Genomic DNA, 24,467 nt, shown 5'->3' with positions numbered 1-24,467 from the left:
TGATCAGACCATGCGGTAGTGACGGTGACTGTCCATATGGACGTTGAACGAGGTAACTTGCTCGATATGCTCCAGCCGCACGTGGGCCGTCACCTGAAACGACATCTCAAGCGGACTCGCCTGATAGTCGGGTGAACGAACATCCACATGGATGATCCGTGGTTCATAACGACGGATGCATTGCCGGATCGCCTCCCGGATCCGCCCCTTGATATCCGCACTGCCCTGAGTGGCGTCATTGAGATCAATGACTCCCAGATCGGGTGCACTGCGGCAATTGCCGGGACGGGTGTTGAGGATCTGGTCGAGCTGCCGTTTGACAGAGTCGACCAGTTCATCCACTTCCGAACGAGGGGAAGAGCCAAGCCCCTCCCCCCGGATGCGATCAAACAGGCTGGCCGCATTTCCTCTATCCCAGGAAGAGAGATGCGGCATCGGGCCTTATTCCTTGTCCAGTCGACCTACCAGAGAGAGCTCGAAGCTCGCCCCCATGTACTTGAAGTGCGGGCGCACGGCCATGGCGACCTGGTACCAGCCCGGCTCCCCTTCCACATCCAGCACCTTGATCTGCGCAGCGCGCAGCGGACGACGGCTACGTACGTCTGCCGGCGGGTTCTCCTGATCGGCAACGTACTGCTTGATCCAGCCATTCAGCTCGCGTTCCAGATCCTGACGCTCCTTCCAGGAACCGATCTGCTCGCGCTGCAGCACTTTGATGTAGTGCGCCAGGCGGTTGATGATGAACATGTAGGGCAGCTGGGTACCCAGCTTGTAGTTGGTTTCCGCTTCTTTGCCTTCCTTGGTGTTCGGGAACACCTTGGGTTTTTGTACCGAGTTGGCGGAGAAGAAGGCGGCGTTGTCGCTGTCCTTGCGCATGGTCAGGGTGATGAAACCCTCTTCCGACAGCTCGTATTCGCGACGGTCGGTGATCAGCACCTCGGTCGGGATCTTCGCCTGCAGCTGACCCATGGCCTCGTAGACGTGCACCGGCAGATCGTGGATGGCGCCGCCGCTTTGCGGGCCTATGATGTTCGGGCACCAGCGATACTTGGCGAAACTGTCGGTCAGGGAAGTACCCATCAGGTAGGCGGTGTTGCCCCACAGATAGTGGTCATGATCCGAGCTGATGTCTTCCTGATAGTTGAAACCCTTGATGGGGTTTTCGGTCGGGTCGTAGGGCAGACGCGCCAGGAAGCGCGGTGCAGTCAGGCCCAGATAACGGGCATCTTCCGATTCACGCAGGGAACGCCACTTGGTGTAGGCCGGCCCTTCGAATACCGATTTCAGATCCTTGATGGAAGGCAGATCGGTAAAGCTGTCGACGCCGAAGAAGGCAGGGGCGACAGAGGAGATGAAGGGGGCGTGGGCCATGGCACCGACGGCACTGACATACTGCATCAGCTTGATGTCGGGTGAGCTGTGAGTAAAAGCGTAATCACCGATCACGGCGCCGACGGGCTGGCCACCGAACTGACCGTAGCCAGTCGAGTAGACATGCTTGTAAAGACCTGATTGGGTGATTTCGGGCGAGAACTCAAAATCTTCCAGCAGCTCTTCCTTGGTGGCATGCAGCACCTGGATCTTGATGTTCTCGCGAAAATCGGTGCGATCCACCAAGAGTTTGAGGGAGCGCCAGGAGGACTCCATCTCCTGCAGATCCTTGGCGTGCAGGATGACGTCCATCTGCTTGCTGAGCTTCTTGTCGAGCTCAACAATCATGCTGTCCACCAGCGCCTTGTTGACTGGCTCGCTGGTGGTACCGCTGTCCAGAATGTTGGCGATCAGGGCTGCAACGCCCTGCTTGGCAACGCTGTAACCTTCATCCACCGGGGTAATACGAGCCTGCGCCATGATTTCGTCCAGCAAGGACGAGGAGGCGGCACTCGCCCCCGCTTGAACCTGTTCTTCGACCAAAGACATGTTTATTCCTTTCTCGTTCAGTCAATCCAACCCGGCGATCACTCGGCAGGCTTAATCAAATCCAGCTCCTTGAGCAGCTGCTCACGAGCGTCATCACTGGACAGCAGATCTTGCAAACGATTGCGGAAGGCAGGGATATTGCCCAGTGGCCCCTTCAGGGCAACCAAAGCCTCACGCAGTTCCAGCAGCTTGCGCAGCTCGGGCACTTGCTGTGCCACGCTGTCAGGGGTGAAGTCTTCCAGAGACTGGATCTTGATCGAAACCGGCAGCTCATCTTGGCTGTTTTCTTCCAGACGATTGGGAACGGAAAACTTCAGTTCCAGCGCGGATTCTTTCATAACGGACGAGAAATTATTCTTGTCGATGGAGACGGTCTGACGCTCCTCGATCGGAGTGTCTTCAGTACGGCCCTTCATATTGCCGACCACCATCATGGTCAACGGAAGCTCTATTTCCGCTTGCTGACCACCGGTTGCCGGTACATATTTGATGTTGATACGTTCTTTGGGCGCAACAGTGCCGCCGTCAATTCCTTTTCCCATGCTCTAAATACCAAGTTAAGGGTCAACCAAGACCCTAAAGCTTATAGCCAACGCCCTTACCAACAACTGTCAAAAATGACAGTTGACTGAACCACCGATGGATTCAGTGAGAAGTTCATCAGCTGACGATGCGTCTCCGATATACCAAAGCAAAAGCTCTAATAACCAAAAACGCAGTATGCATCTTGTTATCTATACAATCCGATTTTGCCTCTACTCTTTGTTAGAGGTCATATTGGCCTAAGAGCCATTTGCGCCGCATGGTATATGTGTGTAGCACCGATAGTCAATTGATTATTTATCAAAGAAGAGACCTTAAAATACAAAAACAAAGCAAAAACAGACAGTTACAATCAAATTGAGACAGTTGCATTTGATTATTGAAAATAGGCCTCACTCTCATAAAAATAGATTCCAGAGTCAATAAATTTGAATGTTAGTGATTCATGCATCTCACCATGAGGCAGTGCGACAAAGACGGTCGCGACCAGACAAAAATATGTAACAAAAAATGACAATTCAAGAACAAAAAATCCCTTCACCATGCAAAACAATGAAGGGACTAAAGGACATAATATGCACGATGATGTCGCTAAGGTGAGCCTGCTTATATCAATCACTCTGAGTCATCGACAGTTCAGGTAGATTGTAAGCTCATCGCTGTTGACAAAAAAATTACTAACTGTTCAATTTCTTCCCTTGGGAAAGCGCTACAAACCAATGCTGAGCAAGTTTTTGCCCTGCGCTCTTCTCTTTTTCAGTCATACCTTTTTCAAGCTCATCACGTGCTTCAGAAGCCTCACTATTTCCATCCGTGGCAGCAAGCAGATACCACGCATAAGCATGCAGTCTATTGCGTGGAGCTCCCAACCCCTGCTCTCGCATCATGCCCATGCGGTATTGGGCTGATCGGTGCAGGGCATTGGCGGCCAGTCGATACTGTTTAAGCGCCTGCGGGTAGTCTTCCTTGCCGCCCAATCCCAGCCGTAGCATCTCGCCATAGGCATAATGAGCATCGACGTTGCCCTGTGCTGCTGCCAAAGCAAAATACTGGCGCGCTGTGACGAGATCCCCTTGCTCTTGCTGCCATTGCGCCAATGCCAGCTGAGCTTCGCTGAATCCCCCTTCTGCGGCACGTGTCAACCAATGTTCTCGCGCGGCGCTATCGCGCTGTTGCAGGCTCAATTGATATTCGGCCTCATGGGAACCACTGCCTGCTGCCAGCTCCAACCAATAACGGCCAAGCGCAAGATCCTGGGCAACCAGATCACCGACCAGATAGGCTTGTCCCAACCACAACTGGGCCGATACAGCCCCCGCATTGGCAGCTCGCTGATAGAGGCCGAATGCCTCTTCAGATGGCGCCTTGCGCGCCAGCACCAACAAGGCATCCGGCTGTTGCTGGGCAGCAGCTTTCTCATACCAGCGCAGGGCAAGATCGGGGCGCCTGCTCACCCCTTTCCCTTGTTCATAGCGAGTGCCAAGCTGGAATTGGGCATCACGATTACCTTGTTCGGCGGCTTTCTCCAACCATTTTACGGCATCTGCATCAGCCCCCGCCTGACCTGCATACCACTGCCCCAGAGCCAACTGGGCATTCGCATGATCGCGCTTGGCCGCCTGTTCGAGCCAGTCAAGGCACTCACTGGCCAGCTTGCCCTTGTGCCGTTGCCGGCAGTCCTGACTCAGTTGATAGCTGGCCTCCGAATTGCCCAACTTGGCGGAGCGCTGCCACCACTGCTTGGCCAGTACAGGATTTTTAGGTTCTCCCAACCCCGCCTGATACCAACTTCCCACCTGTAGTGCAGCCTTGCCCCTAATATCGGCATCTGCCGCCAGCGGACCGACTTGATCGGCGGCCTGCTTCATCCAGCGCATCGCCTCGGGATAATCCGGCTTGGTCGCCAGACGCTTGGCTAGCTCATATTGCGCATTGCCCTGGCCTTGCTGGGCGGCTTGCAACAACTGCTGCTCATTCTGAGTTGACATATTTACCGAGCATCCTGAAATTGTCCAGGACAATAACAGAATACCAGTCACTGACATTAATTTTAAAAACATATTCCCTGTCACTACCTTGTAATAAAAATCAACGAATAACAATGAGAAACATTGAATTAAAGGTGTATTTGTTTTTTGAAATTAAAACATATTTACACTGACCTCATGCTATTCACACATGGCAATGCGACACATTTTTTCAAAAACCATTGGTTTTTATTTCATAACTTAATGGAAGTGTATCGCCATTCCCATCATCAGTATCAAAAGGTTTGCAAAAATCAAACCCAGGATCTCTCAGTGCGCTTATCAGCAACTCCACAAGAAACTCTTTATGTGAAATTGATAACCCACTGGTACTAGGATCATGGAAAAACATTTTTTCAATAAGTTACAAACATCACCCCTATTGTTTGGAGCAGACTTATTAAAATACACGCCTAGCGTCTCTTCACGATCATAGATATCTAAATTACCGATGAAGTCAGATACTGAAGGTTTAAATTCAATTTTTGTGTTTTGGCAATACACCTCATATCTTCCTTTGTTCTTATATGAAACCGAACCCTCATCAAAGAAAAAACTCCAGCGTGGAATTTTTCAACATACAAGTGATGAATAAATACTCATATAAAAAGATGACTGGTCTTCACCAACAGAATAACTGTATTCATCTTTAGAAATAAAGATAACGTTCCCATCTTTATTTATCATAACAAAGTCATCAAGAAATCCATTTGATGTTACAGACTGTTTTATAATTCTCTCTAAAACTCCCCCGTCAGAGCTTAGCTGAACCTCAACATCTATATTCACATCTTTAGAGTTAAAGATAAGCAACCATGCGCCTCCCTCCCCTTTAGAAATATGGATGAAGTGGCGAATCAAGGCAGTTATTGCAGCATCAGAATCATGATACTCATTGATGACATTAGCTCGAGAAAAAACCTTCTTATAAAACTCTGAATCAGGGGATTGTTCAATAAAGCGATATTTACAGTTAAGCCCCTCAAAAAACATCGATGTATTTTTCTGCTTCATATAGAGCTTAAGTCTAGAGTTCATTTCTTTACCTTCCCTTTTCTGAAACCAAATTTTATTTCAGGAAAATGCCCTGGGTACTGTTTGTACTTGCCGGGAAGCATGGGAGAACCTTTACTATCATCAGCGCCATGAAAGTGAGGGCCTCGACCAAACTTGTCATCATCATGAAGCACGATATATTTTTTGCTTCCATGAACATCAAACTCATAGACAGTTCGATTCTCATATTCTTTATCATAAACATATTTATGTGTTTTATATTGAGCTGAACGTGGGATGCCTGCTGCTTCTTTTGCAGCACGGAAACTCTCACGCCTTGAAGGCAACGCATCAGGACACTGTCCCGGCACATTACTTAACCCCAGTGGATCCACCCAGCCAGTCGGGTTCGGAGCATACTGATAATTGTTAAGGCCACCGGCCAAGCCTATCGGGTCGGGGGTGATAAATCTACCCGTACCGGGCTGGTAGTAACGGTGGCGGTTGTAGTGAAGCCCCGTCTCGGCGTCAAAATACTGCCCCTGGAAACGCAAAGGTGTTGCCACCTCGGCAACCTCTTCGCGCCAGACATTGCCATAGGCTCGATAGCGCACCTGCCAGGCGGTGGCCCCACTTGTGCGGGTCAGTGTCAATGGTGTGCCAAGATGGTCAAGCTGGTAATGGAATATCTCGGCCTTCTGCCCTTCCCCTTCCAGTTGCGCCAGGGGTTTGAAACTGCCTGGTTCATAGATAAAACTGCGGTACTGCTCGTCAGTACGACGCTGATCATCACCGAGCTGATAACTGCTCTCGGCAATCAGGTTGTTGGCCTGCCACAAGAATTCGGTGACCTGCCCGCCTTTTGCTCCGCTCACCGTTTTGCGAATGCGACGACCAAAGGCATCGTAGTCATAACAGGCGTTGCTGCCATCGGGCAGCTCGGCCCTCACCATCTGATGCTGACAGTCGTAGTGATAGCGGGTCACCAGTTGCTGGCCCTTGCCGCGCCGCTCTACTGCCAATCGGCCAAATTCGTCGTACTCGAAGTGACGATCGCCACTCAACAGCAGACGGTTCCCCTGGGTACGGGCCCCATCGAACTGACCACCCGAGCTTTCACCCAGGAGGTTGCCGGCAGGGTCATGCAGGAAGCGCTCGGTCAGCTCGCCCCGCACTTCCAGCAAGCGGTCCAGCGGATCGTAGCGGTAGTGCACCTCTCCCTGCACGCTGTCATCAATGCGTAGCAGGTTGCCCGTTCTGTCATAACCGTAACGCCGCTCACGGGAGACCTGTTTGCCCCGCTGCAGACGCAATGCCGTCAGGCGCCCCTGCTCGTCATATTCGTACTGCTGGGTAAGCGCCCCTTGCTGCCTGCGCAGCTCAAGCCCACCCACCACTTGGTGGCGCGTGAGCTCGGCACCGTTGAGATCAATTCCGCCAAGCGCTCCGTGCTGATAGTGATAGCCAAGCTGGTTGCCGTCGGGCAGCTGCCAATGTGACAGCCGCCCCATGGCATCGTATTGGAAATGGCTTGAGGCCCACCCCTGATGCTCCGCCAGCAGATGGCCGGCGCTATCGTAGTTAAATGCCAGGGGCCAGGCACCATCATCGACCCGGATGAGCTGACCGTGAGCGTCGTACTCAAAGGCAATTTCGCGGCCATCTGGCAGGGATTTTGTCAACAAGCGCCCCATGGGGTCGCGCTCATAGCGAGTGACCAGTTCGGTCTCCTGCTTGCCGAACTCCACCTTTTCGCTCAGACGTCCGTTGAGGTCATAACGGTAGGCTGTGGTGCGCCCATCAAAACCGGTTTCCCGTGCCACCAGCCCGTTGGGATGGTAGTGGATGCGATGCTGTTCACCATGCTCGTTCTCAATCTCGCTGAGGAAGAGCTTGGCGTTGTCATAGCGGTATTTGAGCTCGCTGCCATCTGGGTTGATGCGCCGACTCACCAGATGCAGACCGGGATGATATTCAAAACGTGTCTCACGTCCCTGCTCGTCCCACTGCGCCGTTACCTTGCCATAGGCGTTGTACTCATAGCGGCGAATGCCGCCTCCGGGCAAATGAACGGTACTCAGACGATCGGCCGCATCCCATTCATAGCGTGTGATTGCGCCACGCGGGTCTTGCCGCACGATCTGGCGGCCCCGCTCGTCATAACGCCAGCGGTTTATCCCGCCATCGGCCCCTTTCTCTTCGATCAACTGTCCTAGGCGGTTCCACACCAGCTCGATGCGGCCCCCGTCTGGGTGAACCACAGCGCAGAGCTTGCCCTGGGGGGTATAGTCATAACGGGTTTCGCTCCCCAGAGGATCCCGCTTGGCAATCAGATCGCCTTGCAGGTTGTGATCGAAACGCCATTCGCGCTCCCCCTGCACTATCTTGCGAACCCGGCCATCCCAATATTGATAGGCAGTTTGAGTTCCATCGGGAGCAACTTCGAGGGCCAACAACCCTTCTTCGTCATAGTGATAGTGGGTCTCGGCCCCCAGCGGATCACGGACCAGTACTTTCTGGCCTTTGGCGTTGTAGGCAGACTCGGTAATCGCACCATCCAGATCCTGCTGGCGAACAAGACGTGCCTGACGGTCGTGCTGGTACACTTCCTGACTGCCATCGGCATTGATGACGGTTACCTCACCCTTGTCATCATCCCAGCTATAGGTGACATCAAAGCCCGCCACATCGCTCCAGTGGCGGATAGCGCGAGCAGCCTTGCCCTCCCCTTCCCACTCCCAGAAGAAGGCGGCACCACCAGCCAGACGGCGCTCCACAATGACCCCATCAGCACGATAGCGATAACGCTCACACTCCCCGGCCCCATTCTCGGCAGCCATCAGGTGACCATGGTCATCGTAGTGGTAGCGTTGCAACGTTGCCTGGGGCTGCCAGGCAATGCCGTCAAAACGCTGCAATTCGAGCGCCATGATGTGGTCGCCCTCGTAGGCGAGGCGAAGGGCCAGCCCCCCTTCGTTTTCCACCCAGGCGGGACGTCCTTGACGGTCCGCACGCACCGTCAGTCGATTGCCATAGGGATCAGAAAAACCGGTCAGCCGCCCGCTGTCGCCATGCCAAGTAAAATGCAGGAATGGTGAACCGGCCTTGGCCACAATGACCTCATCAGTCTCGTCACCGAGGTAGACCGCCGCCTCCGACAGCAGGTTGGTCACCATGGGTCTGGCTACCGATGGCAACGGCAGTTCAGTTGCCAGGGACTCCTCATCCCACCAGGTCAGGGTATCGCCGTGACGTTCAAGCCGGTGCGCAAGGGCATGAGTCCAGCCGATCCCCATGCCGCAGGATTGCGAGACGGCGGACGTGCGATAGAGGCGCCCGAAGACAAAGGACAGCAAACCTGGCAGTTCGCCATCTTGTAGGGCCAGCAGTTCTTCCCCCGTCACCATGGAGACTGGGCAGTTGTTTTTGCAGGTTTTGGCTTCAGGTTGATGGGGACGATTGGCCGGGGTAACTGCCTGTTTGGAGGCATCCGGAGTCTTGTTCACCTGCTTGATCTCGGTGTGTCCCTGGAACCGGCGTTTGGCAGCCGTTCCTTTTTCCACCAACGTTTTGGCATTGCCATCGACCAACTTGAGATCCGCTTTTTTGGCCGGGCTCAACGGCGCCGCCCCCGCGACCAGCACTTTCTTCGCCTTCTGGGCGTGCTGGGCCAGGTTGTGCTTCTTGGAGAGATTGACTAAGGAGGTGACTAGCCGCATTACCCGGTCACTGTTCTTGGCCATGGAAGCAGCCTTGGCACCATAGCGCGCCGCGAGGCCAGCCCCTCCAGTCAGCACCACACCGATGATCACATCAATCAGCACCGACGAAATCACCTGAGCACCAAACTCGGTTTGCTGGTCAGGGGGCAACATCTTGACCCAGCACACCAAGGCATAGGCATAAAGATAAAGCAGCGCTTCATCTTGCAGTACCAGCATGGCAGCTTCCATCTGGGAGGCCCCAGCCTTGGCCATGGCCGCTGCGTCCACTCCGAAGGCGGCCAGCTTTTTGGCGTTGCCTACCGGATCGGCCAGCAGGTTGTAGATGGTTTTAAGATCGTCCCACACCCCGACCAGCGCCTTGCCGATACCGCTTGCTGCCGCCAGAGCATGGCTGCCAAATCCACCGCCAGTTCCGCTGTAACGAGCCCAGGCAGCCTTGTGCTCACTGTTCCACTCCTTGGTAAGCCATGCCTCCAGATCTTTTTGAACAGGCACATAAGAGGTGAACAAGGTATCCAGATCGCTCTTCTTCACATTGGGGTAGAAGGTCACCCGATAGGACTTGCCCGGGGTTAGCTTACCGACCTCGGCAATGCCCTTGCCATCAAGGGTTCCCTCCTTGGCTACCGCTTCGCTGACAAATCGTCCGCGCACCAGTTTCCCCGCTTCCACCTTGTACGGGGTATTGCCGATGGGAATAAAACGGACGGATTCAAACAGATGAACCAGACGCAAGGTGCCGCTTAGCGGGCATTGCGTCACCACGGACTGCACCTTCTTGCTGCTGGACGATGCCGTGATGGTCTTGTCGCCCACCTTGATGGTCTGCTCCATGTCCATGCTGAGCATGTCGCCCAGAAAGAAACTCTCGGCATCCTTGCGATAGGCATTCAGAACGTTGCGATAATCGGCGATCACTTCGTTGAAGACGGCCTGACCGGCATTGCTCATGCTTGAACCTCATTGATCAGCGCCGCTTCCAGCGCCGGAAATAGATCGATATCAGGGGATGAATGACGGGAGACAAAGCGAGCGACCTTGCAGCGCAGGTTCGCCTCGGGGAATGACCAGTAGAGTTGACCGTTTTGATCCGCCAACTGCTGCATCAGGTTATTGACGAGGGGACCGGTATCCTGCCTCGCCAATGTCGCGGCAATGGCGGGGGGCAGCGCCCACCAGGGAAAAGGGCGCGCAGCACGCGGCTCCGTAAGATCCCATGAGAATGCACTCCCAAGACACCACAAGCTCCGCATCTCAGGCAGCAGTGCAGTCATACCATCACCAAGCTGATTGACAATGCTCGACAGGTACTTCCCATCCCAATAACGAAAGAAGACCGCTTCCCCCTGATGCCAAACCTGGGTCAGTCCCTGCAGATGAGCATAAAGGGAATCGATAGACTGATCGCTTGCAACAAGCCACCCCCAGTCATGCGCATCCGTCGTCTCTGCCCAATCAATAAAAGGGCTGTCTTTGTCGAGCGCCACCAGATAGGGCATCACAGACAACCAGTCATGGTAAGGGGTGCCCAGATACAGTCCTCGTGGTGTTTCTCGACCATCCAGCTGGTAATAATGCTGCAAAGGCGCCACGTCACTCGCCGCCCCCAGTAAGGCGTAAAGGGGAGCAGATTGCATCTGCACCCATTCCTTCAGCGTTGTGGTCTCAAATTTCACAACCACTCTCCTTGCATTTTTCGCACTCTTCACAGAAAGGGGCGGCACTCTTCATAGTGGCCAGTTGGGCAGGGCTAAGCGGTACCTTGGGTATAGGGGGTACACTGACTCCCAAGGGCCCTAGTGGCGATTTTCCAGCCCACCCAGTTCCCGAGCCGGCACTGCCACCCGAGTTCATCTTGATGGTGGGGCCGGCCAGGGTGACACCGCCGCCATCGACCTTGATAAAGCAGCCACCGACCTTGACGGTAATCTCAGAACCCGCCTCCAGCACCACCTTGGCACCGGCTTTTACGTGCACTTCCTGCCCCGCCTGAGTGAGCCAGCTCTGACCGAGTTTTTGATGCATGGAGGTATCGACACTCAGCGAGTAGTCGGCTTTTATCTGGTCGCGCTTCTCACCCTCTACAGTCAGGTGGTCGTTGGCCTTGATGCGAGTGACCCGCTCGTTGTCGATATCGGTGTGCTGGTCGTGCTTGATGTGCCAGGCGGCATCATTTTCGATAAGCACGTTCAGGTCTTTCTGACCGTGGATGTAAATCTCTTCCTGCCCCGCCTGGTCTTCAAAGCGCAGCTCGTTGAAGCCCTCACCCTGGTGGGTTTCGGTGCGCAGCACGGTGCGGGTCTTGTTGGCCGGCAACTCGTACGGCGGCCGGTTGGTGGCGTGATAGGTGCGACCGGTCACGATGGGCTGGTCCGGGTCCCCTTCCAGAAACGAGACGATGACCTCGTGGCCGATGCGCGGGATGGCCATCATGCCATACTGACCGCCCGCCCAGCCTTGCGAGACCCGCACCCAGCAGGAGCTCTGGTCGTTGCTCGAACCGTAACGGTCCCACGGGAACTGCAGCTTCACCCGGCCGTGCTCGTCGCAGTAAATCTCCTCACCGTCGGGGCCCACCACCATGGCGATTTGCGGACCATCCACCATCGGCTTGTGAGGTGCCTCCGGGCTGCCGATACGCGCCCGCCAGGTGGTACTCGCTTTCACCACGCCAAATTCGTTGTGGTAGACGGTGGGGCCGCCGCCCCCCTCCTCTTCCAGCGCCTGCGGCTGCAAGCCGGTGTGCTGGATGCGCACGATTTGCCAGTCGGTGTTGAGGCTGCCGTTGGGGTGTTCGGTAAGTGAAAAGCTCTGCCCTGGCAGCAAGGCGGCGCAGTTGGACTTAGCCTGGCCCGCCACCGCATCGTTGCGCAGTGCATCCAGCCGGTGCTGGGCAAACGCCTTGCCGCTACCATCCTGCTTGTAGCGACCCGGATAGTCGAAGTGCTGATAGGTATCGCGCTGGTGTTCGAGCCCACTGCCCTGCTTTTTGTGAGAGAGACCATAAGCGGGGGTCTTGAAGCTGTAGTCTTTGAGCTCCACATCCGAGGGGCGCACTGCCTCCCGGTAGTGGAACTGCCGTACATAGGGGCCTTGCTCGAGGGAACGGTTGCCGAGGTTGAAGAAGAGCTCGGGGCCGGCGGTCAAGGCGGCCGCGTCGTCGGCAAACACGATGCGGTGCTTGCCCGCTTCAAACTCGTGGAAGTAGAACATCCCCTCTTCGGCGGCGAAGCGGTTCACGAAGTCGAGGTCGGTTTCCCGGTACTGAACGCAGTACTCCCGCTTGGCATGCTCATTTTTCAGGGCAAAGGCGTAATCGGTGATGCCGTGCTCTTGCAACAGGATGGAGAGGATTTCATCGGGCTTCTGTGCCTGGAAGATGCGGGAGTTCTGGCGAAGTGACAGACGCCACAGCGCCGGCTGCACCAGCAGCTGATAGCGGGTGCGGCGAAAACCGCTGTCACCCTGCGCGAAGTCACTGACCACCCCGCACACCCGGCGCTGCAGCTCACCGTTGTACCACACCAGCAGCTCGCACGGCTGGTCCAGCACGGCACCAAAGTCGATGTCGGGCTGGGCACTCGCCAGCTCCAGGCGCAGGTTGAACGGCCGGTTCAGCGCTTCATCCAGCGCAAACTCGGCCACCACGAAGGTGCTCTCGGGCAGGGCCCCCACCTTGACGGTAAATTGTAATCCTGTGCTGTCTGCCATCGCTGAGCGCCTCTGAGATGTCGTGTAGCCCCATCAGGCGGGGCACTGCAAGCCGGGTGAGAGATCCGCCATCGCCCCGGTTTTTCTGACACCATGGCTACCGCACGCCCTTGACGGCGTGCGGCAAGACGTAAACCCGGATTTTTTCTTGTACCCGCTCACACCAGGCAAACGGACATAAGAAAAATGAGGGGGAAACTAGCTGACTCGGTTGAAAGCAACGGGCTAAGCGTTAAGAAAACAAGGGGCACCGCAAGCAGTGCCCCTGATGGGCAAGTTACGCCTCGATCGGCGCGCGCCAGTCGTCCGCACCGGAGGTGCCGGCAACGGTGTGCTCCCAATCGATTTTGCGGTAGGCCAGAGAGACCTGGATCAGCTGGGTGAAGTCAGACTTCGCCGGATCCTGGCAGTGTGGCATCTGGCAGTCGATGTCAACGATGGTGGCATCGGTCAGCACGGTAGAGAAGAAGTGCTCCTGCTTGCCCTCGACGGAGGTGCGGTACCACTTCAGGGTCACTTTCGGCAGCATCTCGCCGGAAGCCAGCGAGTTGTACATCAGCGGCACGGCTTTATTCAGCGCAACGGTGAACTTGAACGGCTTGTGGACACGCTGACCAGCAGGCTGACCGGATTGCGGGTCAGTCGGTACGGTCACGACGTGTTGGAACTCTTGTACCAGCATCTCGTCTTCGTGACCTTGCACAAAGATGTTGCCGACGGAGTCAGAGGTGAAGGCACCGGCGGTGATGTTGCCCTGGGTTTTACCTTCGATGCTGATATAACATGGAGTTGGCATGAGTATGCTCCTGATTGGTTGAACGGTAATGACACTCGACCGAATCCGTTAGCAGTGACCATGCCAAACTAATTATTTGTTAAAAAACAAATAATTAAAACGACCCCTCACTTGCACAGCCGCCATATGGCGCAACAAGTTGCGCAGTTGGCACATAAAACCACTCTTCCTTGCACAACCAGCACCAATCACTGAATAAATGGCAATCTATTGCGCAAAGCAGAGCTTATCTCTACCTCTCACCTGTTACCCGGCGATCACTTACTGAAGATAGGCACTTGGCCAATCCAAGCGTGGGCGACCAAAGACTCTCACCATTAGCAGAGAGAAACAGACAGAAGCGTGCCAAGATGTCTTCGAAAAACAGACCTCTTGACGCCAGCGTAATAAGGAAGAAGGGAGGCAACGTGGTGAGCGCGCTGCTCAATGAGATGGACAGCTTGGCAAGCGTCCTTGCATAACGCCCAGGCGGGCTACCCTGCCCACAGGTCGAGCCTGGGTCAGAACCCGGCCGCCGTCAGCGGATAAAGTAAAAGGGCCTATCTTGCGATAGGCCCTTTTACGTTGTTTGGTTATGAGGGAAGGATCATTCGCCACTGCGTGGCTCACCCCTTCGGGGCGGCCTGCGGCCGTTCATCGCAGTAAGCTGCTCTGTTCGAACCCGGCGAGAGTTCTCCCCCCCCCCTCTTCGACATGAGCGGATAATTCTTCCCCAAAGCAAAAAACCGACCATCAGGTCGGTTTTTCAATCTGTACGCTGGGTCGGGATTGACTCGCGCCATCCATGGCGCTCGCCCTGCGGGCGGCCTCTGGCCGTCCAGGCGGACTATCCTGCCCGCCTGTCGAACCAGGGCCCGAACCGCGCCGCCCGTCACCGGATAAAATAAAAGGGCCTGTCACAAGACAGGCCCTTTTATTTTATTTGGCGGTGAGGGAGGGATTCGAACCCTCGATACGTTGCCGTATACACACTTTCCAGGCGTGCTCCTTCAGCCACTCGGACACCTCACCAAATTTTGGTCTGCTGTTTAACGTGCTCAGCCAGCACTGTGTTCGCTGCGCCGTTGCGCTGGAACGGGGCGTAATTTAGGGGAAAGCCCCGCCGGCGTCAACGGCTTTTTGCATCAGGCGAACCGTTCGCACATTTAACGCACAAATCAGTGCACAGACTCCGGTGCAACCTGGATTTCCGGCAGATTCAAGAAGCCCAACCGCTCGCATTCGGAGACCACTTCATGGGTGGTGGCGATGGTGCTTTCAACGAACAGCAGGAACTGCTCGACCGAAAGACCGGCCTTGGTGAAGACGGTGTGGCCCACCACCAGACGCGGCAGGTTGTCATCGATGATGTCGAGGAACACCTTGAGCGACGGGTACTGCATGTTGAGACGACCCAGTTCGGCCACCAGCGGCAGCAAGGCGGAGGGACGCACCTCCAGCTCGGATGAAAACAGCAACCCTTCCTCTTCGACGAAGATCCGGCTCTCCTGAATGCCTTCGACGGACTGCAGAGAGACAATGTGGATACCGTGGCACTGATCACAGACGTAGTGCTCGATACGAGCCTGCTGCAACCAACGCATTATCATTTCGGAGCTGGGGATATTCATCATTTCCACGACACAATTGGGATCAAGGGGCGCAGTCTAAACCAATTTTCCGGCAACCAAAAGCACACTGGCCGGATAAGCACATGCCTCGCTTCTTTTTGGCAAGCAGCCTGCATATACTCAGCCCATTCCAGCGCCACACTCGCCCCACAGGGGGCTAAATGACCATCCAAGAAAAGTACCGCCTGCATCTGAAATCCCTCTCGGATGAACTCTTGATCCTGCAAAAGCCCATCCGCATTCTGGATGCCATCAAGTGGCCCCGTCACCTGCAGGCCGACTTTCTGGCCAGTGGCGGACGCACGCTGCCGGCCGTCGACAAGGTCTTCTATGATGGCCTGCCCCTCGGCTTCGATCCCCGCAACAAGTATCTGGAGCTCAAGGAGCTGCGGGACCGGATCCGCCGCCGGCTCGGCCCCCAGGACGAGCTTGGCCGCATCCTGCAAGAGACGGTGGATCAATACATGGTGGTCATCGAGATGCTGCGCCAACGCGGCCAACCGGATTTTCTGCGCTACAGCCAGCTGCTGTACGGTTCGGCCGGCGATCACCTGCGCGGCGATCGCAAGACCCTCAAGGAGCTGGGCGCGAGGCTGTGCGATATCTTCTCCCTGCCCGGCGCCCGCCACCTGGTTCGCCCCTACCCCAAGGAGTTTGAAGGTGAAGCGGCGGTGGCCAAGTTGCAGGGCAAGCTGTCGAGCTACTTCAGTGACGGCACCGTGCAGGTCAAGCTGAGCGATGGCATCGTCTCGGACGCGGCGGCCGGCGGCGATTACATCAAGCTCAACTCCCACGCCCGTTTCTCCGAGCTGGATCTGCAGGTGCTGGAGGTCCACGAGGGCTGGGTGCACGTGGGCACCACCCTCAATGGGCGCCAGCAACCCTATGCCACCTGGCTCAGTGCCGGCTCGCCGCGCATCACTGCCTGTCAGGAGGGGTTGGCGGTGCTGATAGAGACCCTCACCTTCAGCTCCTTCCCGGACCGGGCCAAGCGCATCTCGGATCGGGTGATGGCCATCGACATGGCGGAGCGCGGCGCCGACTTCATCGAGGTGTTCCAGCACTTCGTCGGCCAGGGCACCAGCGAACACGACGCCTACAAGATCACCCAGCGAGTGTTTCGCGGCGGCATGGTCGAGGGGGGCGCCTGCTTCACCAAGGATCTCTCCTATGTGAAGGGCTATGTGGAGACGGTCAACTTCATCCGCAGCGCCGTGCTGGAGGGGGTGCCCGAGATCCTGCCCATGCTGTTTGTCGGCAAGGTGACCCTGGACGACATCCCGGTGCTCTATCAGCACTATCTGGAGGGGCTGATCAGTGCGCCCCGTTATCTGCCCCCCATGTTTCGCGATCTCACCGGCCTCTACGTCTGGTTTGGCTTCGCCTCCGGCATGTCGCTGGTGGATATCGGCCGGGTGCAGCAGCACTTTCGCCAGCTGTTCCACCGCCTGCCGGTGGCCGATCCCATCATAGCCCCCGTCGACATCGAGATTGACTGAACCACCAGCAACAAAAAAGGCGCCAGATTGGCGCCTTTTTCTATCTACTCATCGCGATGAAGAGGGGGCTATTTGAAGGCCCGTCCTTCCAGATAGTGTTTGCGGCACAGGGAGACATAACGATCATTGCCGCCGATCTCCACCTGCTCACCATCGCGCATCACCTGGCCGGCTTCATTGACCCGGGAGTTCATGTGCGCCTTGTTGCCGCACCAGCAGATGCTTTTCAGCTCCTCGAACTTGTCGGCCAGGCAGAGCAGGTGGTAGGAGCCGGGAAACAGCTCGCCACGAAAATCGGTCTTGAGGCCGTAGGCGATCACCGGAATGTCCTGCTCGTCGACGATGCGGGCCAGCTGATAGACCTGCTCCTTGGTCAGGAACTGGGCTTCATCGACGATGAACACGTCGATGTGCCGCTCGGCATGGCGGGCTTTTACCATCTCGAACAGATCGCAGCTATCGCTGAACACCTCGACTCTCAGCTCCAACCCCACCCGGGCACTGATCACCCCGACCCCGAAACGGTCGTCGATGGCGGGTGTCATGGCCAAGGGATGCATGCCCCGCTCCAGATAATTGAAGTGCGCCTGAATGAGCTGGGTCGATTTGCCTGAATTCATGGTGGCAAACTTGTAGTGCAGTGAAGCCATGGTACTGTTCCGAAACTGAATTTATGGGGCGCATGCTAACCAAAGCCCCCAACAAAACCAAGGGGCCTGGCGGCCCCTTGTTCTTTTTATGCGATGGCCAGGTCCGCTTGGGACCTTGCCTTGCGCAAATGGTAGCTGGAGAAGATGACGAACCAGAGCGCACTGACGCTGAAGCCTGCCAGCACCGAATGCATCAACCCCATCACCAGATAACCGAGGGCGGCGCCGAAGGCGATGGCCAAGGCATAGGGCAGCTGGGTCATCACGTGGTCGATGTGATGGCAGCCGGCACCGGTGGCCGACAGGATACTGGTGCTGGAGATGGGCGAGCTGTGATCACCGAACACGGAACCGGCCAGCACGGCGGCCAGCATCGGCAGCATCAGCGTGATGTCACTGGCTGCCGCCATGTCGCCGGCCAGCGGCAGCATGATGCCGAAGGTGCCCCAGCTGGTGCCGGTGGCAAACGCCATGGCACAGGAGAGGATAAAGACCACGGCAGGCAGCACTTCGATGGGCAGGTTGCCGTTGGCAAGCGATGCCAGGTACTTGCCGGTCTCGACGTCACGCACCACGGCGCCAATGGTCCAGGCAAACAGCAGGATGTTGATGGCCGGCAACATGGCCATCACCCCTTGCGGTGCAGCCTTGATCCAGTTCTTGGCGCCGAGCTTGAGACGCATGGCCAGACCGATGGAGACCACCAGGCTGCACAGGGCGCCATACACCAGGGACGAGCCGACGTTGGTATTCTCGAACGAGCCGAGCACGCTGAACGGCTCGCCATTGGCAGCCAGCACGGCGGCGCCGGAGTCAATCATGAAGTAGACGGTGGCCGCAGTCAGGGTCAGGATCGGCAGCACCATGTCGATCATGCCGCCGTTGCTCTCCTCCGGGCTCTCCATGTCCAGGCCGATGGGGCGGCCCTTGGACTCATCCCACAGCTTGCCTTCCAGCGCCCACTGCTCGTGCTGACGCATTGGGCCGATGTCGAGCTGGAATGCGATCACTACCAGCACCATGATCAGGGTGAACACCGCATAGAGGTTCATCGGGATCATCTCGACAAAGGCGGAGATGGGGCTCTGCCCGGTGATGCCGTGAGCCGCCATGATGCCGCCGACCAGGGCGATGATATACGCCCCCCAGGAGGAGATGGGCATCAGCACGCAGACCGGGGCGGCGGTGGAGTCCAACAAGTAGGCCAGCTTGGCGCGGGAGATCTGGAAGCGGTCGGTCACCGGACGGCAGATGGCCCCCACCGACAGGCTGTGGAAGAAGTCATCGATGAAGAAGGCAAAGACCATCATGCCGGTCAGCGTCTTGGCCCCCTTGCGGGTCTTGGCGCGCTTGGCGGCCCACTCGGCGAAGGCCCGGGTCGCACCGGAAACGCTCATCAGGCTGATGAGGCCGCCCAGCAGCAGCATAAACAGCAACATGTTGATGTTGTCACGGTTGAGTGCCCCGTCGACCCAGAAGATCTTGAGCACGGTGTTCAACATGTAATGCAGGGAATCGAGGGGAGAAAACTGGTTCAGCAGCAGGCTGCCAGTGACTATGCCCACCCCCAGCGACAGCAGGACGCGGCGGGTCAGAATTGCCAAGGCAACGGCCAGCAGGGGTGGAATGATTGACCAACCGGAGTCGGCGTAGTGAATGATGTCCATGATCTCTTTGCACCTAAAGACAGCAGGTGGAGATCTACCGAGAGGATAAAGAAACAAAACCCATGGGGAGGTAATACTCCTCAGCCCCTTCAGGTAGCGCTCCATAGTGGATGACTATGGCAGTCCTGCACCTATTAGATGCAGAACCAGCAGCCCGGTATGATGGCCTGGCCACTTCGGCGCTGACTCCTTTCCTCGTGCATCACAGGCATCACCCTCCGCACAAGTAGTCATAGGCAGCGCGCCTCTACTTAAAGGTATTCGAGGCACATTTTATCGTGCCGGCACGTTATAGCAAGTTTTTTGATTAAATCACCAAACGGCATGGCTTAAAATGGCATAGTGGTAGTCAAATGGTGCAAACATTATGATTTTGTCGCTATTTTCATCTATCGAGAACTCAGTCGAGTATGTACATTGCCAATATTGCTGAATCGGGCCTGAATCCAAAATAGATCACTTAATTTCCACTATGAATTTATTAATTCAGCTGACTTGACTTGATCATAAATGGCCGTATAAATTAGCCAAAATTACTATATCTATTTAATTCACTCTTTTGCTCGCGTGGTGAACACTATGAACGAATTTTTGAAAGTCCTGCTGAATGTCCGTAGCCTGCGTGCCGCTTGCCGTGAGCTGACGCTGGAACAATTGGAAGAAGGTCTGGAAAAGCTCTCCGCTATTGTCAGCGAGCGCCAGCAGGATGAAGCCGCCGAGCGTCAGGCTCGCGAAGAACATCTGCGTAAAATTAACGAATATGCCGAAATGCTGAAAGCCGCCGGCATCGATCCGGCCGAATTGGTTGGCACCGTGGCCGTTGAACCCGCCAAGGCCAGCAAGGGCAAACGTGCTCCCCGCCCGGCCAAATACCGTTATATGGACAACGGCGTGGAAAAAACCTGGACCGGCCAAGGCCGCATGCCTTCCGTGATTGCCAAGGCCGTTGCCGAAGGTAAATCCGTCGAAGAATTTGCCATCTGATAAAGCCACACAGGCGCAATAAAAAACCTCGCATCGCGAGGTTTTTTATTGTCTGTAGCCTGGCTATCAGCCCCGCTCCGCCGCCTTGACCCAGAGCACTTCTGGGGTCGCCGTACAGGCCAGCAGGTAACGGGCAATAGTAAAGAACCAGTCACTCAGCCGGTTCATGTAGGGCAGAATGGCCGGATTGAGCTGCTCGCTGCGGCTCAGGGTCAGCAGCAGTCGCTCGCAGCGCCGGGTGAGGGTTCGCACCACATGGGCTTGTGCCGCCGCACGGGAACCACTGGGCAAAATAAAATTGCGCAGCACAGGTAAATTGGCGCTGTAGGCATCAATTTGTTGCTCCAGCCGCAAGGTCCACTCATTATTCACCTGCCAGATGGCAGCTTCCTGAGCGGCGCTGGAAAATGCCAGCTCCCCGCCCAGATCGAACAATTCCTGTTGCAATAATAACAAGTCAGCCAATAATCCGGTTTCGACCGCAGGCACCTCGGCAATAAGAAGACCTATATGAGAATTTAATTCATCGATATAACCATAGGTTTCTACCCGCATATCGTCTTTGGCCAGTTGCAGCCCATCGGCCAGGCGAGTCATGCCCTTGTCACCCTGCCTCGTATATATCCTCATACCGACATCCTGTTAATAATGGGAACAATCATGGATTCCAGCCCGTTGAGCTTGATTTCATAGGCCAGCGCCAGCGTTTGACCGAGTGAACCGGCGGGAAAACCGGTGCGGGCCAGCCACACCAGATAAGGCTCCGGAATATCGATGATGCGACGCCCCCGATATTTGCCGTAAGGCATCTTGTTGGCCAGGGACAACAATACCCGCTCGTCGGACAACCACTCCATCTCAATCAATATCCAGATATTTATGGGTCTGGATGGAGAGCCGCCAATTGCGGGCAATACAGGTTGCCATCGCCAGTTGAGTGGCCCTGGGTTTCTGGCTGATGGGTTGCAGCGCGATCACCACGTTTTCACGCAAGCTGGCGGTGGCCAGCAACGCATCGAGCTCCTCCACATGGCGCTCGGTGGCCACCGGATGCTTGATCTCGTTGGCTCGCTCGAGGGCAGAGACCAGCACCGGCAGCCCTCCCTTCATATTGATTTTGGGGGATACGGTGACCCAGGTCTGCTCATGGGTCTGGATCTCGCTGGTACCGCTGGTTTCGATCTGCACCTGATAACCCGCCTCAATCAAAGCGGCAGAGAGATCCTGCAGATCATAGAGGCAGGGTTCCCCACCCGTGATCACCACGTGGCGCGCCTGATAACCGAGCTGCTGGAAGCTGGCCAGGATCTGCTCCGTGCTCATCTTGCTCCAGCCATCGGATTCATTGGAACAGTCGAGTACCGCCTGTACCCCCACTTCACGAGCAGGATCGACCACCCAGGTATGACGGGTATCGCACCAGGGGCACCCCACCGGGCAGCCCTGCAGGCGAACGAAGATGGCGGGCAGGCCGGTGAAGACCCCCTCCCCCTGGATGGTCTGGAATATCTCGTTGATTGGGTAATGCATCTTGGTCACGGCTGGTTGCAAAAGTCGCGGATTATACCCCAAGCATGGCCGAGACGCAGGTTCAGCATCCGCTTTTCTCGCCCAGCCCGGTTTTTTGGTACAAGCGTGCCGCCACGCCCGCCTTGTCGGCCAGGTACTGCTGCAGGCCGCGGCTGCGCAGATCGCAGGCAGGACAGGCACCGCAACCGTCGCCGGCAATGCCGTTGTAGCAGGTGAGCGTCTGCTGGCGCACGGTGTCGAGGTGGCCGTAGTGATCCGCCAGTGCCCAGGTCTCGGCCTTGTCGAGCCACATCAGCGGGGTCTCGAAGCGGATGGCGCGATCCAGCCCCAAGGAGACGGCCTGATTGAGCGCCTTGACGAACTCGTCGCGGCAATCGGGATAACCGGAGAAATCGGTCTCACACACCCCGGTGATCACCGCTTCGGCGCCCACCTGATAGGCGTAGATGGCGGCCAGGGTGAGGAACAGGATGTTGCGGCCCGGTACGAAGGTATTGGGCAGGCCGTTGTCCTGCAGCTCGAAGCTCACCGGGATCTCGTCCCGGGTCAGAGCCGAGATGGCCAGCTCGCCCAGCATGGTCACGTCCATCACCTTGTGGGCGGCGATGCCGAGCCCACTGGCCAGACGGCGCGCCGTCTCGATCTCTTCCCGATGGCGCTGACCATAATCGAAGGTGATGGCGTGCACCTCGTCATAACGGAACAAGGCCTGGACCAGGCAGGTGGTGCTGTCTTGACCACCACTGAATACCACGACGGCTTTTTTCACGAATTACTCTCCTCTGGGCAGTTCAACTGCGCCGGCCCTGGGCAAAATCGTGCCACTGCCGGTTCAAATGGGTAAAAAGGGTCATCAGCGGGGCGAAGCGATCGGGCGCCCTCTCCCACTGCGACAACAGATGGTAGCCCGCTTCCAGGGTCGACAGCGCCTCTGGAAACGGCTTCTTGCGAATGGAATATTGCCCCGCGACGGCATCCAACTTTATCCGCGGCAGCTGCTGCAACTCAGGGTTGCTGTGCAGCATCCGGTAGGCCTTGCGCCAGGTTCCATCAAGCAGCAAAAAACAGACCCGGCGAGCCGGCTTGACCGCCTCCCTCTCCCGTATCCTGGCAAGCGAGATGGCCTCCTCATCCGGCCACAGCAGATAACACTGCAGCGCGGGATCGGCCAACAAGGCCGCCAGCTCGGGAACATCGGCCACCTGTTCGCCCACATGCAGGCGGGCCTGCGCCAGCGAGGCGGCCAGCAGGATGGCGGTTCCCTTGGGATGCCCGACTTCGCTCGGATGCTGCAAAATATGGAGAGGGGCGAGATGCGGCATCTGCCGAATATAATCACACAGACAGGCTTTGAGGGCTCTGGTGCAACGTGTACAGTAGCGGCTCTTGTTGTCGTCGGACTGTTTCATGTTGTCAGAAAAATCAGGATTGCTCTGGGTCATCACGCTTTCACTCGCCAGTTTGCTGCTCTTTTTCATCGTGCCGAATCACCAGATCTCCTTCGATCGCACCCTGATAGCCCAGGGTGAAGGGTGGCGCATCATAACAGGCAATCTGGCCCACACCAATCTGTGGCACCTGCTGCTCAATCTGAGCGGGTTGTGGGTACTTTACAGCCTGTTTCGCGAATACCTGACCGGTTGTCGGCTGCCGCTGCTGCTGTTGTTGCTCGGCTCCGCCGTCGGGCTCGGTATCTGGTGGTGGTGTCCGCAGACCCAGTGGTACATGGGATTGTCGGGCGCGCTGCATGGCCTGTTCGTCTGGGGCGCGCTGCAGGATATCCGCTATCGCCGCTACTCCGGCTGGTTGATGCTGGCAGGGGTGGCGATAAAGCTCGGGGTGGACTTCTACAGCGCGGGGGAAAGCCCGGTGTCCGCCCTCATTGGCGCCAGGGTACATATTGAATCACATCTGATTGGCTCGGGCGCCGGCCTGCTACTCGGCCTGCTCCCGATCACCCTGCGCGAACCCGCTCCCAAGGAGTGAGCCGCCTTTGATGCAATACCGGCCCCATCGGGCCGGCATCCTGTCCATTATCGATTTGCCAGCTCTGCATTGATGCCTGCCAGCATGGCGGCAGGATCGGCCGCCTGGGTGATGGGGCGGCCAATCACCAGATAGTCGGCCCCCGCCTCCACCGCCGCCAGCGGTGTCATGACCCGGCGTTGATCCCCGGCTGCCGAGCCAGCGGGACGGATCCCCGGCGTCACCAGCTTGAAGTCGGCGCCGAGCAGCGCCTTCAATTCACGCGCCTCTTCGGCGGAGCAAACCACCCCATCGAGCCCCGCCTCCTTGGTCAATTTGGCCAGCCGGATCACCTGCTCGGCCGGACCGACAGTCAGCCCCAGCGGCGCCATGTCGGCCTGTTCCATGCTGGTCAGCACGGTCACCCCGATAAGCAGCGGCGCCTTGTCGCCATAAGGCAGCAACGCCTCCTTGGCGGCTCGCATCATCCGCACGCCACCGCTGGCGTGCACGTTCACCATCCAGACACCGAGCTCAGCACTGGCGGCTACCGCCTTGGCGACGGTGTTGGGAATGTCGTGAAACTTCAGATCCAGAAAGACATCAAATCCCTTGGCAACCAGCTGACGCACGAACTGGGGGCCAAACAGGGTAAACATCTCTTTGCCTACCTTGAGACGGCACTGGGCCGGGGAGATACGTTCAATGAAGGCGAAGGCATCGGCCTCGTGCTGATAATCCAGCGCAACCAGTACTTTGGGATCTAGCATCTCACTTCCTATCGATGGTTATTCGCCGCCCGGAGCTTGGCCCCGGCTCGACCTGAAAACACCAGGCCGCAGCG

Annotated in this window: 22 protein-coding genes, 1 tRNA gene, 1 other RNA gene and 1 riboswitch; of the genes, 3 read left to right on the top strand and 21 right to left on the bottom strand. The window is 56.8% G+C overall.

The window, feature by feature from the left end; translation table 11 throughout:
* Positions 1–3: 3 nt before the first annotated feature.
* The 13 genes from tssE to E5E96_RS16560 all read right to left on the bottom strand — a co-directional run bounded on the left by tssE (position 4) and on the right by E5E96_RS16560 (position 15,331).
* Complete coding sequence (gene tssE, locus E5E96_RS16615; RefSeq protein ID WP_005299981.1) at positions 4–435, bottom strand: type VI secretion system baseplate subunit TssE; 432 nt, start codon at positions 433–435, stop codon at positions 4–6.
* A gap of 6 nt (positions 436–441) precedes the next feature.
* Positions 442–1,920, bottom strand: a complete 1,479-nt coding sequence (gene tssC, locus E5E96_RS16610; protein ID WP_171282630.1) for a type VI secretion system contractile sheath large subunit — start codon at positions 1,918–1,920, stop codon at positions 442–444.
* 38 nt (positions 1,921–1,958) lie between these two features.
* Positions 1,959–2,462 (bottom strand): type VI secretion system contractile sheath small subunit, encoded by a 504-nt coding sequence (gene tssB / locus E5E96_RS16605; protein ID WP_005299975.1) that lies wholly within the window; start codon positions 2,460–2,462, stop codon positions 1,959–1,961.
* A gap of 678 nt (positions 2,463–3,140) precedes the next feature.
* Positions 3,141–4,523: a tetratricopeptide repeat protein gene (locus E5E96_RS16600; protein ID WP_171283244.1), complete on the bottom strand. Its 1,383-nt coding sequence runs from the start codon at positions 4,521–4,523 to the stop codon at positions 3,141–3,143.
* A gap of 139 nt (positions 4,524–4,662) precedes the next feature.
* Positions 4,663–4,785: a hypothetical protein gene (locus E5E96_RS22765; protein ID WP_301271271.1), complete on the bottom strand. Its 123-nt coding sequence runs from the start codon at positions 4,783–4,785 to the stop codon at positions 4,663–4,665.
* 278 nt (positions 4,786–5,063) lie between these two features.
* A complete protein-coding gene (locus E5E96_RS16595; protein ID WP_171282629.1) occupies positions 5,064–5,528 on the bottom strand; it encodes a hypothetical protein in 465 nt (154 codons plus the stop codon).
* Positions 5,525–10,162, bottom strand: coding sequence for an RHS repeat-associated core domain-containing protein (locus E5E96_RS16590; RefSeq protein WP_171282628.1), 4,638 nt, complete (start codon positions 10,160–10,162; stop codon positions 5,525–5,527). The genes E5E96_RS16595 and E5E96_RS16590 overlap by 4 nt, the downstream gene beginning before the upstream one ends.
* Complete coding sequence (locus tag E5E96_RS16585; protein WP_171282627.1) at positions 10,159–10,887, bottom strand: DUF4123 domain-containing protein; 729 nt, start codon at positions 10,885–10,887, stop codon at positions 10,159–10,161. The genes E5E96_RS16590 and E5E96_RS16585 overlap by 4 nt, the downstream gene beginning before the upstream one ends.
* Positions 10,877–12,922, bottom strand: coding sequence for a type VI secretion system tip protein TssI/VgrG (gene tssI / locus E5E96_RS16580; RefSeq protein ID WP_171282626.1), 2,046 nt, complete (start codon positions 12,920–12,922; stop codon positions 10,877–10,879). Before tssI ends, E5E96_RS16585 begins: the two co-directional genes overlap by 11 nt.
* Positions 12,923–13,199: 277 nt before the next feature.
* Complete coding sequence (gene hcp1, locus E5E96_RS16575; RefSeq protein WP_010634822.1) at positions 13,200–13,718, bottom strand: type VI secretion system effector Hcp1; 519 nt, start codon at positions 13,716–13,718, stop codon at positions 13,200–13,202.
* Between the two features lie 569 nt (positions 13,719–14,287).
* A non-coding RNA gene (locus E5E96_RS16570) (RtT sRNA) lies at positions 14,288–14,416 on the bottom strand.
* Between the two features lie 225 nt (positions 14,417–14,641).
* Positions 14,642–14,729, bottom strand: a tRNA-Ser gene (locus tag E5E96_RS16565).
* Between the two features lie 146 nt (positions 14,730–14,875).
* The gene (locus E5E96_RS16560) at positions 14,876–15,331 is read right to left on the bottom strand and encodes a YbjN domain-containing protein (protein ID WP_029301206.1); all 456 of its coding nucleotides are present in this window, start codon (positions 15,329–15,331) and stop codon (positions 14,876–14,878) included.
* 158 nt (positions 15,332–15,489) lie between these two features.
* Between E5E96_RS16560 and E5E96_RS16555 the strand changes: the two genes are divergently transcribed.
* Complete coding sequence (locus E5E96_RS16555; RefSeq protein WP_171282625.1) at positions 15,490–16,827, top strand: flavohemoglobin expression-modulating QEGLA motif protein; 1,338 nt, start codon at positions 15,490–15,492, stop codon at positions 16,825–16,827.
* A gap of 68 nt (positions 16,828–16,895) precedes the next feature.
* Here the strand turns inward: E5E96_RS16555 and E5E96_RS16550 are convergent, their stop codons facing one another.
* Positions 16,896–17,477 (bottom strand): thymidine kinase, encoded by a 582-nt coding sequence (locus E5E96_RS16550; protein ID WP_011705703.1) that lies wholly within the window; start codon positions 17,475–17,477, stop codon positions 16,896–16,898.
* Between the two features lie 86 nt (positions 17,478–17,563).
* On the bottom strand, positions 17,564–19,144 hold the full coding sequence (locus tag E5E96_RS16545) for a Na+/H+ antiporter NhaC family protein (protein WP_011705702.1): 1,581 nt from the start codon (positions 19,142–19,144) through the stop codon (positions 17,564–17,566).
* Between the two features lie 86 nt (positions 19,145–19,230).
* A riboswitch (Lysine riboswitch) is annotated at positions 19,231–19,402 on the bottom strand.
* 321 nt (positions 19,403–19,723) lie between these two features.
* On the opposite strand from E5E96_RS16545, the gene E5E96_RS16540 reads away from it, so the two are divergent.
* Positions 19,724–20,128, top strand: coding sequence for an H-NS family nucleoid-associated regulatory protein (locus tag E5E96_RS16540; protein ID WP_011705701.1), 405 nt, complete (start codon positions 19,724–19,726; stop codon positions 20,126–20,128).
* 66 nt (positions 20,129–20,194) lie between these two features.
* On the opposite strand, the gene E5E96_RS16535 is transcribed toward E5E96_RS16540, so the two are convergent.
* From E5E96_RS16535 to E5E96_RS16515, 5 genes are all read right to left on the bottom strand, one after another.
* Positions 20,195–20,758: a cob(I)yrinic acid a,c-diamide adenosyltransferase gene (locus E5E96_RS16535; RefSeq protein ID WP_171282624.1), complete on the bottom strand. Its 564-nt coding sequence runs from the start codon at positions 20,756–20,758 to the stop codon at positions 20,195–20,197.
* A complete protein-coding gene (locus E5E96_RS16530; protein ID WP_005299948.1) occupies positions 20,755–20,985 on the bottom strand; it encodes a DUF3820 family protein in 231 nt (76 codons plus the stop codon). Before E5E96_RS16530 ends, E5E96_RS16535 begins: the two co-directional genes overlap by 4 nt.
* Position 20,986: 1 nt before the next feature.
* Entirely contained in the window at positions 20,987–21,658 is a 672-nt protein-coding gene (queE, locus tag E5E96_RS16525; protein WP_029301211.1) for a 7-carboxy-7-deazaguanine synthase QueE, read from the bottom strand.
* 61 nt (positions 21,659–21,719) lie between these two features.
* Positions 21,720–22,427 carry a 7-cyano-7-deazaguanine synthase QueC gene (gene queC, locus E5E96_RS16520; protein ID WP_171282623.1) on the bottom strand — a complete coding sequence of 236 codons (708 nt, stop codon included), beginning with the start codon at positions 22,425–22,427 and terminating at the stop codon, positions 21,720–21,722.
* Positions 22,428–22,449: 22 nt separating this feature from the next.
* Complete coding sequence (locus E5E96_RS16515) at positions 22,450–23,136, bottom strand: tRNA-uridine aminocarboxypropyltransferase (protein ID WP_171282622.1); 687 nt, start codon at positions 23,134–23,136, stop codon at positions 22,450–22,452.
* Between E5E96_RS16515 and rrtA the strand changes: the two genes are divergently transcribed.
* Positions 23,066–23,644 (top strand): rhombosortase, encoded by a 579-nt coding sequence (gene rrtA, locus E5E96_RS16510; protein ID WP_253264651.1) that lies wholly within the window; start codon positions 23,066–23,068, stop codon positions 23,642–23,644. The genes E5E96_RS16515 and rrtA overlap by 71 nt on opposite strands.
* A 47-nt stretch (positions 23,645–23,691) precedes the next feature.
* Here rrtA and pyrF read toward each other — a convergent pair whose 3' ends face one another.
* A complete protein-coding gene (gene pyrF, locus E5E96_RS16505) occupies positions 23,692–24,393 on the bottom strand; it encodes an orotidine-5'-phosphate decarboxylase (RefSeq protein ID WP_139389103.1) in 702 nt (233 codons plus the stop codon).
* Positions 24,394–24,467: the final 74 nt, after the last annotated feature.

The sequence above is a fragment of the Aeromonas sp. 1805 genome, from assembly GCF_013085525.1.
Lineage (GTDB): Bacteria > Pseudomonadota > Gammaproteobacteria > Enterobacterales > Aeromonadaceae > Aeromonas > Aeromonas hydrophila.
This window is presented reverse-complemented; position numbering and strand designations above follow the sequence as displayed.

What these genes read in the sequence shown, in the direction of transcription:
- tssE (WP_005299981.1), bottom strand. Translation starts at nt 435, where the DNA reads ATGCCGCATCTCTCTTCCTGGGATAGAGGAAATGCGGCCAGCCTGTTT.
- tssC (WP_171282630.1), bottom strand. Translation starts at nt 1,920, where the DNA reads ATGTCTTTGGTCGAAGAACAGGTTCAAGCGGGGGCGAGTGCCGCCTCC.
- tssB (WP_005299975.1), bottom strand. Translation starts at nt 2,462, where the DNA reads ATGGGAAAAGGAATTGACGGCGGCACTGTTGCGCCCAAAGAACGTATC.
- E5E96_RS16600 (WP_171283244.1), bottom strand. Translation starts at nt 4,523, where the DNA reads ATGTTTTTAAAATTAATGTCAGTGACTGGTATTCTGTTATTGTCCTGG.
- E5E96_RS16595 (WP_171282629.1), bottom strand. Translation starts at nt 5,528, where the DNA reads ATGAACTCTAGACTTAAGCTCTATATGAAGCAGAAAAATACATCGATG.
- E5E96_RS16590 (WP_171282628.1), bottom strand. Translation starts at nt 10,162, where the DNA reads ATGAGCAATGCCGGTCAGGCCGTCTTCAACGAAGTGATCGCCGATTAT.
- tssI (WP_171282626.1), bottom strand. Translation starts at nt 12,922, where the DNA reads ATGGCAGACAGCACAGGATTACAATTTACCGTCAAGGTGGGGGCCCTG.
- hcp1 (WP_010634822.1), bottom strand. Translation starts at nt 13,718, where the DNA reads ATGCCAACTCCATGTTATATCAGCATCGAAGGTAAAACCCAGGGCAAC.
- E5E96_RS16560 (WP_029301206.1), bottom strand. Translation starts at nt 15,331, where the DNA reads ATGATGAATATCCCCAGCTCCGAAATGATAATGCGTTGGTTGCAGCAG.
- E5E96_RS16555 (WP_171282625.1), top strand. Translation starts at nt 15,490, where the DNA reads ATGACCATCCAAGAAAAGTACCGCCTGCATCTGAAATCCCTCTCGGAT.
- E5E96_RS16550 (WP_011705703.1), bottom strand. Translation starts at nt 17,477, where the DNA reads ATGGCTTCACTGCACTACAAGTTTGCCACCATGAATTCAGGCAAATCG.
- E5E96_RS16545 (WP_011705702.1), bottom strand. Translation starts at nt 19,144, where the DNA reads ATGGACATCATTCACTACGCCGACTCCGGTTGGTCAATCATTCCACCC.
- E5E96_RS16540 (WP_011705701.1), top strand. Translation starts at nt 19,724, where the DNA reads ATGAACGAATTTTTGAAAGTCCTGCTGAATGTCCGTAGCCTGCGTGCC.
- E5E96_RS16535 (WP_171282624.1), bottom strand. Translation starts at nt 20,758, where the DNA reads ATGAGGATATATACGAGGCAGGGTGACAAGGGCATGACTCGCCTGGCC.
- E5E96_RS16530 (WP_005299948.1), bottom strand. Translation starts at nt 20,985, where the DNA reads ATGGAGTGGTTGTCCGACGAGCGGGTATTGTTGTCCCTGGCCAACAAG.
- queE (WP_029301211.1), bottom strand. Translation starts at nt 21,658, where the DNA reads ATGCATTACCCAATCAACGAGATATTCCAGACCATCCAGGGGGAGGGG.
- rrtA (WP_253264651.1), top strand. Translation starts at nt 23,066, where the DNA reads ATGTTGTCAGAAAAATCAGGATTGCTCTGGGTCATCACGCTTTCACTC.
- E5E96_RS16515 (WP_171282622.1), bottom strand. Translation starts at nt 23,136, where the DNA reads ATGAAAAAGAGCAGCAAACTGGCGAGTGAAAGCGTGATGACCCAGAGC.
- pyrF (WP_139389103.1), bottom strand. Translation starts at nt 24,393, where the DNA reads ATGCTAGATCCCAAAGTACTGGTTGCGCTGGATTATCAGCACGAGGCC.